This is a genomic window from Streptomyces macrosporus, assembly GCF_039533145.1.
GTDB classification, from domain to species: domain Bacteria; phylum Actinomycetota; class Actinomycetes; order Streptomycetales; family Streptomycetaceae; genus Streptomyces; species Streptomyces macrosporus.
The window spans coordinates 219,624-231,984 of sequence record NZ_BAAASZ010000027.1 but is presented as its reverse complement, the minus strand read 5'-3'; the positions used below and the strand labels follow the sequence as shown (position 1 = coordinate 231,984).

The 12,361-nt window shown below is 74.0% G+C and carries 12 protein-coding genes; 6 read left to right on the top strand and 6 right to left on the bottom strand.

Translation table 11 applies throughout. The features are described 5' to 3' along the window. The first annotated feature begins 214 nt into the window (after positions 1-214). The 3 genes from rpmG (at position 215) to rpsR (ending at position 1,120) form a co-directional block, all read left to right on the top strand. Positions 215-379: a 50S ribosomal protein L33 gene (gene rpmG / locus ABD335_RS20165; protein WP_344325325.1), complete on the top strand. Its 165-nt coding sequence runs from the start codon at positions 215-217 to the stop codon at positions 377-379. 68 nt (positions 380-447) lie between these two features. Next, positions 448-702: a type B 50S ribosomal protein L31 gene (locus ABD335_RS20160; RefSeq protein ID WP_344325322.1), complete on the top strand. Its 255-nt coding sequence runs from the start codon at positions 448-450 to the stop codon at positions 700-702. Between the two features lie 181 nt (positions 703-883). Continuing rightward, complete coding sequence (rpsR, locus tag ABD335_RS20155; RefSeq protein WP_344325319.1) at positions 884-1,120, top strand: 30S ribosomal protein S18; 237 nt, start codon at positions 884-886, stop codon at positions 1,118-1,120. Between the two features lie 101 nt (positions 1,121-1,221). Here the strand turns inward: rpsR and ABD335_RS20150 are convergent, their stop codons facing one another. From ABD335_RS20150 to ABD335_RS20130, 5 genes are all read right to left on the bottom strand, one after another. Beyond that, entirely contained in the window at positions 1,222-2,469 is a 1,248-nt protein-coding gene (locus ABD335_RS20150) for a M20 family metallopeptidase (protein ID WP_344325316.1), read from the bottom strand. A gap of 158 nt (positions 2,470-2,627) precedes the next feature. After that, complete coding sequence (locus ABD335_RS20145) at positions 2,628-3,710, bottom strand: hypothetical protein (RefSeq protein ID WP_344325313.1); 1,083 nt, start codon at positions 3,708-3,710, stop codon at positions 2,628-2,630. A 136-nt stretch (positions 3,711-3,846) separates the two neighbouring features. Further along, positions 3,847-4,779: an N-acetylneuraminate synthase family protein gene (locus ABD335_RS20140; RefSeq protein WP_344325310.1), complete on the bottom strand. Its 933-nt coding sequence runs from the start codon at positions 4,777-4,779 to the stop codon at positions 3,847-3,849. A gap of 2 nt (positions 4,780-4,781) precedes the next feature. Next, the gene (locus ABD335_RS20135) at positions 4,782-5,975 is read right to left on the bottom strand and encodes a cytidylyltransferase domain-containing protein (RefSeq protein WP_344325307.1); all 1,194 of its coding nucleotides are present in this window, start codon (positions 5,973-5,975) and stop codon (positions 4,782-4,784) included. Positions 5,976-6,031: 56 nt separating this feature from the next. Then, a complete protein-coding gene (locus tag ABD335_RS20130) occupies positions 6,032-7,315 on the bottom strand; it encodes a DUF6716 putative glycosyltransferase (protein ID WP_344325304.1) in 1,284 nt (427 codons plus the stop codon). Between the two features lie 238 nt (positions 7,316-7,553). Between ABD335_RS20130 and ABD335_RS20125 the strand changes: the two genes are divergently transcribed. The 3 genes from ABD335_RS20125 (at position 7,554) to ABD335_RS20115 (ending at position 10,414) form a co-directional block, all read left to right on the top strand. After that, the gene (locus ABD335_RS20125; RefSeq protein WP_344325299.1) at positions 7,554-8,609 is read left to right on the top strand and encodes a glycosyltransferase family 2 protein; all 1,056 of its coding nucleotides are present in this window, start codon (positions 7,554-7,556) and stop codon (positions 8,607-8,609) included. After that, on the top strand, positions 8,606-9,985 hold the full coding sequence (locus ABD335_RS20120) for a hypothetical protein (protein ID WP_344325296.1): 1,380 nt from the start codon (positions 8,606-8,608) through the stop codon (positions 9,983-9,985). Before ABD335_RS20125 ends, ABD335_RS20120 begins: the two co-directional genes overlap by 4 nt. A 276-nt stretch (positions 9,986-10,261) precedes the next feature. Next, on the top strand, positions 10,262-10,414 hold the full coding sequence (locus ABD335_RS20115; RefSeq protein ID WP_344325293.1) for an SCO1431 family membrane protein: 153 nt from the start codon (positions 10,262-10,264) through the stop codon (positions 10,412-10,414). 133 nt (positions 10,415-10,547) lie between these two features. Here the strand turns inward: ABD335_RS20115 and ABD335_RS20110 are convergent, their stop codons facing one another. Next, a complete protein-coding gene (locus tag ABD335_RS20110; protein ID WP_344325290.1) occupies positions 10,548-12,155 on the bottom strand; it encodes an acyl-CoA mutase large subunit family protein in 1,608 nt (535 codons plus the stop codon). Between the last annotated feature and the right edge of the window lie 206 nt (positions 12,156-12,361).

Here is a 12,361-nt window from a genome sequence, read left to right as displayed (position 1 = left end):
CAACACGGTGTGTCCGCGTCCTTGTACACCGCGAAACGAAGGCGTCGTCGGACCCTTTCTCCCCGTGCGCCGACGCGGGCCGCGGCGGCCCCGATCCCCTGCGCGTCCGGCGGGGGCGAACGGACAAGCGAACGGACAAGGGGACTCCGCCCCTCCTCGGGCGGACCTCCGCACACCTTTTTGAAAACGGTAATCATCGTCATACACTGGCCGCATGGCACGCAACGAACTGCGCCCGGTGATCAAACTCCGCTCCACCGCGGGGACCGGCCACACCTACGTCACCCGCAAGAACCGCCGCAACGACCCCGACCGCATGGTCCTGCGCAAGTACGACCCGGTCGTCCGGCGGCACGTCGACTTCCGCGAGGAGCGCTGACCCCCCTCCCGAAAGGAGGGACGAAGAGGAAGTATCGGAAGTACAGGGACAATACGGAAGGAGCGCTCGTGAAAGACGGAATCCACCCGGCGTACGGCCCCGTCGTCTTCCGTGACCGGGGGGCCGGCTTCGCCTTCCTCACCCGGTCCACGATGACCAGCGACAAGACCATCGAGTGGGAGGACGGCAACACCTACCCCGTCGTCGACGTCGAGATCTCCTCGCAGAGCCACCCCTTCTACACGGGGAAGTCCCGTGTGGTGGACACCGCCGGCCGCGTCGAGCGGTTCGAGCGGCGCTACGGCTCGCGCGGAAAGCGCTGACGGAGACGGCCGAAGGGAGACCGGACCCGCCCGCCGCGCGCCGTGCCGGGCGGCGTCGCGCTCCGCCACGGCCTCGCCGCGGCGGCCGGGGACGGCACGGCCGGACCGGCCGTCGTCGCGTTCCGGGACTCCCTCGACCCGCTCCGCGCCCCCACGACCGACACCCCGAGGAGCGACCGCCATGCCCCGTCGTCCCGACCCCCGCAAGAGCGCCAGGCCCCGCCCCAACCCCCTGGACGCCGCCGGGATCACCTACATCGACTACAAGGACACCGACCTGCTGCGGAAGTTCGTCTCCGACCGGGGCAAGATCCGCAGCCGCCGCGTCACCCGCGTCACGGCCCAGCAGCAGCGGCAGATCGCCCGGGCCGTGAAGAACGCCCGGGAGATGGCGCTGCTGCCGTACACCTCCCGGTGACGGGCGGGCGGCACCTCGCCGGCACGGCGCCGTGCGCCCCTTCGACACCGCCCACGCTCACGGGCCGGTCCGTACGGACCGGCCCGTGAGCGTGGGCGGTGCTACTCGCGTTCCGCGTCCAGCAGGGCGGCGGCGGTGAACAGCTCGACGCCCGCGGTGATCGCGCTCTCGTCGACGTCGAAGTCGCCCTGGTGCAGGTCGCGCGGGGTGCGGTCGCCCGGCGGGCGCACCCCGAGGCGGGCCATCGCGCCGGGGACGTGCTCCAGGTACCAGGAGAAGTCCTCGCCGCCCAGGCTCTGTTCGGTGTCCTCCACCGACCCCGCGCCGCGCCGCGCGACCATGGCGTCGCGCAGCAGCTCGGCGGTGGTCTGCTCGTTGACGACCGGGGGGACGCCGCGGATGTAGTTGATCTCGAACTTGGCGCGGTGCAACGAGGCGATCTCGTCGATCGCGGCGTGCACCAGGTCGGGCGCGACCCGCCACGCCTGGAGGCCCAGGCAGCGGACGGTGCCGGACAGCTCGGCGTGCTGCGGGATGACGTTGGGGGCGTGCCCCACCTCCAGCCGTCCCCAGGTCAGGGCGAGTCCGGCGCGGGTGTCGACGCGGCGGGAGAGGAGCGCGGGGACCTCGGTGACGAGCTTGGCCGCCGCGGTGACCAGATCGGTGGTGAGGTGGGGGCGCGCGGTGTGGCCGCCGGGGCCGTCGAGGGAGACCTCCAGGCGGTCGCAGGCGGAGGTGATGGGTCCGGCGCGCAGGCCGATCCGGCCGGCCTCGACCTTGGGGTCGCAGTGCACGGCGATGATCCGTCCCACCCCGTCCAGCACCCCGGCCTCGATGGCGTCGGTGGCGCCGCCCGGCAGCACCTCCTCGGCCGGCTGGAACAGCAGCCGCACCGAGTGGGGCAGCAGGTTCCGGCGGGCCAGGTCGGCCAGGACGAGGCCGGCGCCGAGCACGGTGGTGGTGTGCACGTCGTGGCCGCAGGCGTGGGCCCGGTCCGGGACGGTGGAGCGGTAGGGCACCGTCTTGGTGTCCGGGATGGGGAGCGCGTCGATGTCGGCGCGCAGGGCCAGCATCGGGCGGACGCCGTCTCCCGACTCCGCGCCGCCGGGGTGGATGTCGCAGATCAGCCCCGTACCGCCCGGGAGTACGCGCGGGCGCAGCCCGGCCTTCTCCAGCCGCGCCTTGAGGGCGGCGGTGGTCCGGAACTCCTGGTGCCCCAGCTCGGGGTGCATGTGGAGGTCCCGGCGGAAGGCGATGAGCTCGGTACGGAGGACCTCCGGCAGGGCGCCGGGAAGAGGCGTCTCACCGGTGGTCCGGATGCTGGACTCTGGCGACAACAACTGGCTCACCCTGTCGAGGGTAAGCCCAGGTGACGGCCCTCCGCAGAGGGAACGGCCAAAGTTCAGCCTCCGAGGGGACGGAAAAACCGGTCGGCGGCTGCATACGGCCTGGTGTGGATGGGTATGACCCCCGTTTTTGCTCGTTTCACGATGTGGTCACGGACGGGTCACGACGTGGACGGTCCGGGCGACATCGGCGGGGACACCGGCGGGGACGCCCCCAGCCGTCGGACGTCCCGCGCGGTGCCGGTGACCCCGGAGAGGAAGCCCTGGGCGCGCGGCGAGGCGTTCTCGGTCAGCCAGGCCGGGTCCACGTCGCAGACCGCCACCGTCACCCCGGCGTCCGCGAGGGCCAGGGGCAGGGTGTGCACGACGGTGGAGGGGAAGCTCAGGATCGTACGCCCGATGGGGCCGCGGCGGGCCACCAGTTCCAGGGGGAGGTCGGGCCGCACGATCTCCAGCCCCGTCCGCTCCGCGACCCGGTGCAGCTTCTCGGCGCTCTCCCGGCGGTGGGCGAAGTAGCGGACGGCGCCGTGGGCGCGGGCCAGGGAGGCGACGGCCTCCAGGTAGCGGTCCGGGTCCACCACGCCGGTCTCGACCAGCGAGGTGCCGACCAGATCGGTGCCGGCTGTGAGCGTGGGCGGGCCGAACCGGGCCCGGGTCCAGGCGAAGTCGTTGCGGGTGACGGTCACGTGCTCGGGCGGTTCGACCGGCATCGAGCTGAACACCTCGACCCGCTGGTCGGCGGACGGGGTCATCCGTCGGCGCGCCGATGCGGAGACGGGCGCGAAGAGTGCGGCGCGCGCTCCCCCGGCGCCCTTGCGGTGCCACCGCACCAGGCGCTCGCCCCGGGCGAGCTGGGAGACGAACTCCATGGTGGCCGTGCCGTCGTCGACGACCACGATCCCCCTGCCGTCCCCCTCGCCGGCGCCGCCCCGCTCGGTCCGGGCGAGGGAGAGCAGCAGCTGCACGTACCGCGAGAAGGGGTCCCCCACCACGATCCGCGACGCCCGGCGCAGCGGTCCCAGGAGCGAGGCCACCGTCCTCAGCGGAGCGCCGGCCCCGCCGCGGGCCTCCTCCCAGCGGACCGTGATCCCCTCCTCGCGCGCGAGCCGGGCCATCCGCCGCAACTGGCCGCGCGTCATGGGGTCCCGCGGCGGCAGGACGGCCACGGTGAGGTCGCCGGACCGTTCCCCCGCGCCGCCCTCGCGGCCGACGTGGGCCCACTCCAGGACGTTGAGGAGCTGCACCGGGCTCTCGACGAAGGCGAGAGTGCCCGTGCCCCGGGGGGCGCGGACCCGACGCGCCCCCCGCCGCGCCGTGTCCGCACCCGATGCCCGGTTCGGCTGGGCGGGAACGCCCCCTGCGCTCACCGTGGCCGGCCCGTCAGACCGTCGCGGGCTCGCGGTCGGCGGCCTCCTCGGCCTCGGCCACGACGCCCTTGACCCGGCGCAGCTTCTTCATGGGGGCCAGCTCGCTCTCGTAGACCCGCTTCACGCCGTCGCCGAGCGACTCCTCGATGATGCGGATGTCGCGCACCAGGCGCTGCAGGCCCTGCGGCTCGACGGAGGCGGCCTGGTCCGAGCCCCACATGGCGCGGTCCAGCGTGATGTGGCGCTCGACGAAGCAGGCGCCCAGGGCGACGGCCGCGAGGGTGGTCTGCAGACCGGTCTCGTGGCCGGAGTAGCCGATCGGCACGTTCGGGTACTCGGCCTGGAGGGTGTGGATCATCCGCAGGTTGAGCTCCTCGGCCTTGGCCGGGTAGGTGCTGGTGGCGTGGCAGAGGAGGATGTTCTCGCTGCCCAGCACCTCCACCGCGTGCCGGATCTGCTTCGGGGTGGACATGCCCGTGGAGAGGATGATCGTCCGGCCGGTGGCGCGCAGGGCGCGCAGCAGCTCGTCGTCGGTCAGGGAGGCGGAGGCCACCTTGTGGGCGGGCACGTCGAACTTCTCCAGGAACTCGACGGACTCCACGTCCCACGGGGAGGCGAACCAGTCGATGCCCTTCTTCTTGCAGTAGGCGTCGATCGCCCGGTAGCCCTCCTCGTCGAACTCGACGCGGTGGCGGTACTCGATGTACGTCATCCGGCCCCAGGGGGTGTCGCGCTCGACGTCCCACTGGTCGCGCGGGGTGCAGATCTCGGGAGTGCGCTTCTGGAACTTCACGGCGTCGCAGCCGGCTTCGGCGGCGGCGTCGATCAGCGCGAACGCGTTCTCCAGGTCACCGTTGTGGTTGATGCCGATCTCGCCGGTGACGTAGACCGGGCGGCCCGGTCCCACGATCTTGTCGCCGAGGGTACGGAGGCGGGGGCTGGTCATGCTCAAGACAGTTCCTTTCCGAGGATCCACGAGGCGATCTCGCGGATCGCACCGGCCCCTCCGGGGACGGAGGTGACCGCGCGGGCTGCGCCGCGTACGACGTCGTGGGCGCCGGCCACCGCGACGGGCCAGCCGACCAGGCCGAAGCACGGCAGGTCGTTGACGTCGTTTCCGACGTAGAGCACGCGCTCCGGCGCGATGCCCTGCTCCTCGCACCACTGCTTGAGGGCGAGGTCCTTCCGGTCGACGCCGTGCAGCACGGGGACCCGCAGTTTGCGGGCGCGTGCGGCGACCACCGGGTTCTCCTCCGTGGACAGGATCAGCAGCGGCAGTCCCGCGCGGCGCAGGGCGGCGATGCCGAGCCCGTCGCCGCGGTGGACCGCGACCGTCTCCCGTCCGTCGGAGTCGACGTACACCCGGTCGTCGGTCTGGGTGCCGTCGAAGTCGAGTACGACCGCGTCGACGTCGTCGCGGGTCGGCAGCGCGCCGGGCCGCGCGCCGTCGAGCAGCGGCGCGAGCGCGCGGGCGCGGGCGAGGTCGTGCGGATCGTCGACCTCCAGCACGCGCGCCGGGTCGGTGCGCACCAGTTCGGTGCGGCCGAAGAAGCGGTGCCCGGCCTTCCGGAAGCCGTCGGCGCGCATCGCGTACGCGGCGCCGGTCTCCAGCAGGTCCTGCGGCCGGTCCTGGCGGCGCGGGCGGTACGCCTTGTCGTGGTTGACGCCGTACCCGCCGCCCTCGGCCCCCTCGAAGTCGCCGTCGCGCCAGACGAAGCCGTGGAAGGGGGCGACGGTCAGCGCGCTGTCGGCGCCGCCGGAGGTCACCGCGGCGGCGACGCCCTCGACGTCCTCGCGGGTGAGGAAGGGGCTGGTGCACTGCACCAGCAGCACCACGTCGGCCTCCCGGCCGTGCCGCCGGGCGTGGACGTCCATGGCGTGGAGGACGGCGGCCTCGCTGGTGGCGGTGTCGCCGGCGATGTCGCCGGGCCGCTCGACCACCTCGGCGCCCGCGCCGCGGGCGGCCTCGGCGATGGCCGCGTCGTCGGTGGAGACCGCCACGTGCGTCACGCCGCGCGCCGCCAGGCACTCCCGCACCGCGCGGACGACCAGCGGCACGCCGCCGACGGTGGCCAGGTTCTTCGCGGGCACGCCCTTGGAGCCGCCACGGGCGGGGATCACGGCGAGGACGGTGGGGGACACTGCGGCTCCTTGCTGGACTGCGGTGCGGGCTGCGGCGTTGGGGGTGGACACGGCGCTCACAGCTCCCCCATCCGGCGGATGACCGGCGCCACGCGCTGGACACCGTGGCGGTACGCGCCGCGCGCCGCGTCCCGTACGGCCGCGCGGACGGCCCGGCGCAGCCCGGAGGCGGGCCGGTCGGCCACGGCCCCGGGCCGGAGCGCGCCGGAGGGGTCGAGCCCGTGACGGGCGAGGACGCCGGGGAGGTAGCCGGGGGCGGTGGTGAGCGTGTAGTAGGGGGTGATCGGCGGCAGGGTCTCGCGGGCGACGAGGGCCGCGACGCGCTCGCGGGCGGCGTCGAAGGCCGCCTCGTAGGGGCCGTCGGCCACGACGCCCTGCCGGGCCGTCCAGGCCGCGTCGGGCTCGGGCAGCAGCCCCTCGTCGAGCTGGTCCCAGGAGGCGAGGCAGCCCGAGCCCAGGAAGTGGTGGTTGCCCAGCGCCTCGCGGACGCCGAGGTCGGTGAGGATCGCGGTGGGGATGCCGCGGTGGAGGGCCTCCAGGGCGGCGGTGGAGCTGACGGTGACCAGCAGGTCGGTGCGGTCCAGCACCTCGCCCATGTGGCCGTAGACCAGGCGGCAGTTGGGCGGCAGCCCGCCGGGGAGCTTCGCCGCGAGCTTCTGGTACGGCTGCTCCTCGATGTGCGTGGTGTGCTCGCCCGGCTTGCTGCGCAGCTTGATCAGCACCTCGCGGTCGGGGTGCCGGCGGGCGTGCCCGGCGGCGCGGCGCAGCAGGTACTCGCGGTCGGCGCGGTTCGCGGGGACGGACGGCTGGACGGCGAAGACGACGGTGTGGGGCCTCTCCGTCGACGCCTCGTACGGCGCCCCGCCGAGGAAGGGCAGCGCGCACTCCACGACGCTGTCGGGGTCGGCGCCCACGCCCTCGTAGACCGCGCGGAAACGTTCCGCGTCGTGGGCGGAGTTGGCCAGCACGACGTCCGCGCCGTGCCGCAGCAGCAGCCCGTCGGCGAGCTTCTCGTAGACGACGCCGACGTAGCCGGTGACGGTGACCGGACGGCGCTCCCGCCCGTTGAGGTTGTGTGCGAGCCCGTGCAGCATCGCCTGGACCGTGCCGCCGACACAGGCGAGGACCACCACGTCGTACGCGTCGCGGTCGACGGCGGCGAGGAACTCCGCGGCCGTCACCTCGCGCAGCGAGGCGGCGCGCACGCCGACCTCGTCGAGCTGGCGGGCGGTCGGGGTGGCCCGGCCGCGCAGCAGCAGCCCGTCGATCGGCGCGCCGGGGACGAGGCGGTGCGCGGTGAGCGCGCCCCATTTCCAGCGCGTGTCGGAATCGGCGAGCACGGCAATGCGCGTCGGCGCTTCCGGTGAATCCGAAGTGGTGGGTGATGGCACGTCGTCGACGCTAGAAAGACATTCCGATTCTCGGCCCAACGCAAATACAACAGACGGTTAACAGCACACCGACGGAAGGCCAACCGGGCGTCCGGGAAACGGGGTTCACCGTTCCGACACGGTGCGTTCACCTGTACTTACGCCGCTGGTCGGCGCAGATGCCGCTCGGGTCCCTAACCTCACCGGAGTGGTCAAGCTCTCCGTCATCGTGCCGTTCCACAACGTTCGGCCGTACGCTCCCGACGCCCTCCGCAGCCTGCGCGCGAACGCGTTGGATTCCGGAAACACGACGTACTCCGGGGAAAAGGACGTCGAATTCATTCTGGTCGACGACTGTTCGACGGACGGCACCTCGGACCTGCTGGTCCGCGCCGAAAAGGAGATTCCCGGCGCGGTGCTGGTGCGGCACGAGCGGCGCCGGGGCGTGGCCGCCGCGCGCAACACCGGGCTGGACGCCGCGCGCGGGACGTACCTCGCCTTCCTCGACGGCGACGACTGGACGGCCCCCGGCCACTTCCGCGAACTGCTGGCCGCCGCCGAGGCGTTGGACTGCGACTTCCTCCGCACCGACCACGTGCGGTGCACCGGCCGCCGGCGCACCGTGGTGCGCGCCCCCCACGGCCGCCGCGGCACCGTGCTGGATCCGCGCGAGGCGATCCTCCCCGCGCACCGCACCACCTCCGTCGACTACGCCTACGCCTGGGCCGGCGTCTACCACCGGCGGCTGCTGGAGAGCGGCGTCCTCCGCTTCGACGAGGAGCTGCGCACCGCCGAGGACCGGCCGTGGATCTGGCGGCTGCACCGCGAGGCGGCGTCCTTCGCCGTGGTCGGGCTGACGGGCCTCTTCTACCGGCGCGGAGTCCCCACCTCCCTCACCCGGATCGGCGACGAGCGGCAGCTCGACTTCATCCCCGCCTACGACCGGCTGGTGGCGGAGACCGCCCGCGACCGGGACGCGGCGGCGCTGCTGCCCAAGGCCGTCCGCACCTACTGCGCGGTGGTCCACCACCACCTGACCAGCGACCGCTTCGAGCCGCACGTGGCCCGCACGGTCCGCGCGCGCTGCGCCGCCGCCCTGCGGCGACTCCCCGACGACCTGGTGGGACAGGCGCTGGACTCCATGGACCTCGAACGCGCCGCACGGCTGCGCCGGCTGCTCCGCCGCCCCGCCCTCTCCCCCGCTCTCTCCCCCGCCCGCCGCGCGCGGCGGGCCGCCGGCACCACCACGGAGGCCGCCCGATGAGCCCCGCCCGTCGCGTCCAGGTCCTGGTCGCATCCACCGCGCAGGGCGCCGCGCTGCTGGCCGCCGCGCTGGACGCCGGCCTGCCGGGGGCGGCCGAGGAGCGGCTGCTGCTGGTCGCCAACACCGCCGCCGTCCCCGAGACCACCCCCGCCCCGGACGCCCTGCCCGGCTTCGCGCCGCTGCGGCGCCGCTTCGACCGGGTGCTGTCCTGGAACGCCGTGATCCGTCCCCTCCACCCCGGCGCCTGGGTGCCGCGCGCCGACGACGCGCCCCTGTGGGAGCGGCAACTACGGGCGCTGTGGGGCCTGGCGGACGCGGAGGTGGAACTCGCCGTGGAGGGCGTCGACGCCGCCCCGGCGCAGGCCCTCGCCCGGATCTTCCCCGACGCCCCGCTGGACGTGTACGTCACCGGGGCGGCGGCGTACGGCCCCACCCCCGGCAAGCTCGACCCCCTGCTGGGCACCCGTGTGCGGCGACTGCTCCACCCCGGACTGCTGCCCGGGCTGCGTCCGCTGCTGCTGACGGAGTTCGGGGTGGAGGCGCGGGCCGTGCCGGCCGGGGCGCTGCGGGCCGTCCTGGCCGAGGCGGCGCGCGAACTGCCGCGGCCGGACGTGCCCGAGGGGTGCGCGCTGCTGGTCGGGCAGGACCCGGACGCGCCGGGGGCGCTCGCGGCCGACGACGAGGAGCGGCTCCAGACGCGGATGCTGCGCGGTCTGCGGGAGCTGGGCCGGCGCGCGGTGGTCCTCGCCCCCCATCCGGCCACCCCGGAACAGCGGGTCCGGGCGCTTCGGGAGCGGGCCGGCGAGCTGGGCGTGGAGCTGACCGTGCCCGAGGGCGCGCCGCCGCCGGAGGTGCTGTGCGAGCTGCTGCGTCCGGCGCTGGTGACCGGCTTCCCGCCGGGGACGCTGCTGACCGCGGGCGCCGTCCTCGGGCTGCCGGTCGCCCGCTGCGGCACGGACGTCCCGCTCGGCCGCATGGCCCCCTACGAGAACGCCGACCGCGTCCCGACGGTGATCGCCGACGCGCTCCTGCCGGACCTGGAGGATCCGGCGGCGGTCGGCGGCCGGAGCCTGCCGGACCCCGGCGGGCACGGCGGCGCGACGGGCGAGGAGACCCGGACGGACCTCGGGGGGCTGGTGCGCGCGATGGCCTTCTGCATGTGGCCGCAGGTCCACCCCGAGCTGCGGGGCGAGGCCGAGCGCTTCCTGGCCGCCCACCCCGAGGACCGCGTCCGGCGCCACTTCCCGCGCCGCCGGCTGGCGCTCCTGGCCCTGCCCGGCGCCCTCCCGCCCGCTCTCGCGCCCGTCGCCCGCAGCGCGACCGTGCGGCGCGCGGCCCGCCGTGCCCGCGCGCTCGGGCGGAGAGTGCGCGGCTGAGCGGGCCGGGGGGCGCCCGCACGGCCGCGGGGCGCGTGCCGTTGGTCACAGCACGGACGGTCCCGTGATCGCCGCGATGTCCCATCCGCCCTGGTTGGACGGCATGTTGGGGTCGTCCGGCGGAAGGCCGTCCGGGCGGGGAGTGAGCTGCGTCTCTGTGTGGACGGCGCGTCCTCCCCGCATCCTGGACTGGCCGCGGCATCCGTCCGCGACGACCGCAGACCATCGGCACGCCGGTGCACGGGCGTGCCATGAGGCGAGACGAGGAACACCACCATGGGCCACACGATGGCGGCGAGGATCGCAGCACCCTGGGTCCGCACCGGCGGGCCGTCGGACGAGGAGCGGGAGAAGCTGGTCGAGCAGGCGCTCGGCTGGACGCTCACCGTGCTGGTCGCCGTGATCGCCACCGGCCTCGGGCTGCTCTGAGCCGAAGCGCCCCTCCTCCGCGCCGACCGCGCACACCGAAACGTCCCCCCGGCCGTCGCCGGGGGGACGTCCGCGTCCTCGTGCCCGCGCGCCGGACGGGCCGGACGCGGGGCTTCCGCGGAGCTCGGAGAGCTCAGAAGGCGTCGGCGGGGGTGTGGACGCCCCACACCCCGCGGAGGGTGTCGCACACCTCGCCGACGGTGGCCTTGGCGCGCAGGGCCTCCTTCATCGGGTAGAGCACGTTGTCGCTGCCCTCGGCGGCCTTGCGCAGCTCGGCCAGGGCCCCGTCGACGGCCGCCTGGTCGCGTTCGGCGCGCAGCCTCGCCAGACGCTCGGCCTGCTGGACCTCGATGGCCGGGTCGACCTTGAGCGGCTCGTACGGCTCCTCCTCGTCGAGCTGGAACCGGTTGACGCCGACGACCACCCGCTCGCCGGAGTCGGTCTCCTGGGCGATGCGGTACGCCGAGCGCTCGATCTCGCTCTTCTGGTAGCCGCGCTCGATGGCGGCGACCGCGCCGCCCAGCTCCTCGACCTTGGCCATCAGCTCCAAGGCCGCCGCCTCCACCTCGTCGGTCAGCGACTCCACCACGTAGGACCCGGCGAAGGGGTCGACGGTGGCGGTCACGTCCGTCTCGTAGGCGAGGACCTGCTGGGTGCGCAGCGCCAGCCGGGCCGACTTGTCGGTGGGCAGCGCGATGGCCTCGTCGTAGGAGTTGGTGTGCAGCGACTGGGTGCCGCCCAGCACCGCGCCCAGACCCTGTATGGCCACCCGCACCAGGTTGACCTCCGGCTGCTGGGCGGTGAGCTGCACCCCGGCGGTCTGGGTGTGGAAGCGCAGCATCATCGACTTGGGGTTCTCGGCGCCGAACTCCTCCTTCATCACCCGCGCCCAGATCCGGCGGGCGGCGCGGAACTTGGCCACCTCCTCCAGGATCGTGGTCCGCGCGACGAAGAAGAACGACAGCCGGGGCGCGAAGTCGTCCACGTCCATCCCGGCCGCGACCGCGGTGCGCACGTACTCGATGCCGTCGGCGAGGGTGAAGGCGATCTCCTGCGCGGGCGTCGCCCCGGCCTCGGCCATGTGGTAGCCGGAGATGGAGATGGTGTTCCAGCGCGGCATCTCCGCCTTGCAGTACCGGAAGATGTCCGCGATCAGCCGCAGCGACGGCTTGGGCGGGAAGATGTAGGTGCCGCGGGCGATGTACTCCTTGAGCACGTCGTTCTGGATCGTGCCGGTCAGCTTCGCCGCCGGCACCCCCTGCTCCTCGGCGACCAGCTGGTACAGCAGCAGCAGGACCGCGGCGGGCGCGTTGATCGTCATCGAGGTGGAGACCTCGCCCAGCGGGATGCCGTCGAACAGCACCCGCATGTCCTCGATCGAGTCGATCGCCACGCCGACCTTGCCGACCTCGCCGTGGGCGATGGGCGCGTCGGAGTCGTGGCCCATCTGGGTGGGCAGGTCGAAGGCGACCGACAGGCCCATGGTGCCGTTGGCGATGAGCTGCTTGTAGCGGGCGTTGGACTCCACCGCCGTGCCGAAGCCGGCGTACTGCCGCATCGTCCACGGCCGTCCGGTGTACATCGTCGGGTAGACGCCCCGGGTGTACGGGTAGACGCCCGGCTCGCCCAGCTTCTCGGCCGGGTCCCAGCCCCGGAGCGCGTCGGGTCCGTAGACCGGCTCGATCGGCAGTCCGCTCTCCGTGAGCCGTGCGTTGCCGGCGTTGCCAGTCTCGCGTGCCATGTTCGATGCCTCCCGGTTCGTCGCCCTGTCCGACACGGACTGTAGCGATCGGCGCGCGGACGATGGGAGAGCCACAACCTGGGACCTTGCTCACAGGAGAGCAGGGGGGCTCTCGGAAGAGCCCGGCGCGCACCCCGCGCGACGATTCGTGCGGACCCCCTCCCCCATCGTCCACGGTTCGGGCATGGTTGCGACCGGGAATCCAC

Excerpts from the sequence above, each read along its gene's own strand:
- rpmG (WP_344325325.1), top strand. The coding sequence starts at position 215 with ATGGCACGCAACGAACTGCGCCCGGTGATCAAACTCCGCTCCACCGCG.
- rpsR (WP_344325319.1), top strand. The coding sequence starts at position 884 with ATGCCCCGTCGTCCCGACCCCCGCAAGAGCGCCAGGCCCCGCCCCAAC.
- ABD335_RS20140 (WP_344325310.1), bottom strand. The coding sequence starts at position 4,779 with ATGACCAGCCCCCGCCTCCGTACCCTCGGCGACAAGATCGTGGGACCG.
- ABD335_RS20120 (WP_344325296.1), top strand. The coding sequence starts at position 8,606 with ATGAGCCCCGCCCGTCGCGTCCAGGTCCTGGTCGCATCCACCGCGCAG.
- ABD335_RS20115 (WP_344325293.1), top strand. The coding sequence starts at position 10,262 with ATGGGCCACACGATGGCGGCGAGGATCGCAGCACCCTGGGTCCGCACC.
- ABD335_RS20110 (WP_344325290.1), bottom strand. The coding sequence starts at position 12,155 with ATGGCACGCGAGACTGGCAACGCCGGCAACGCACGGCTCACGGAGAGC.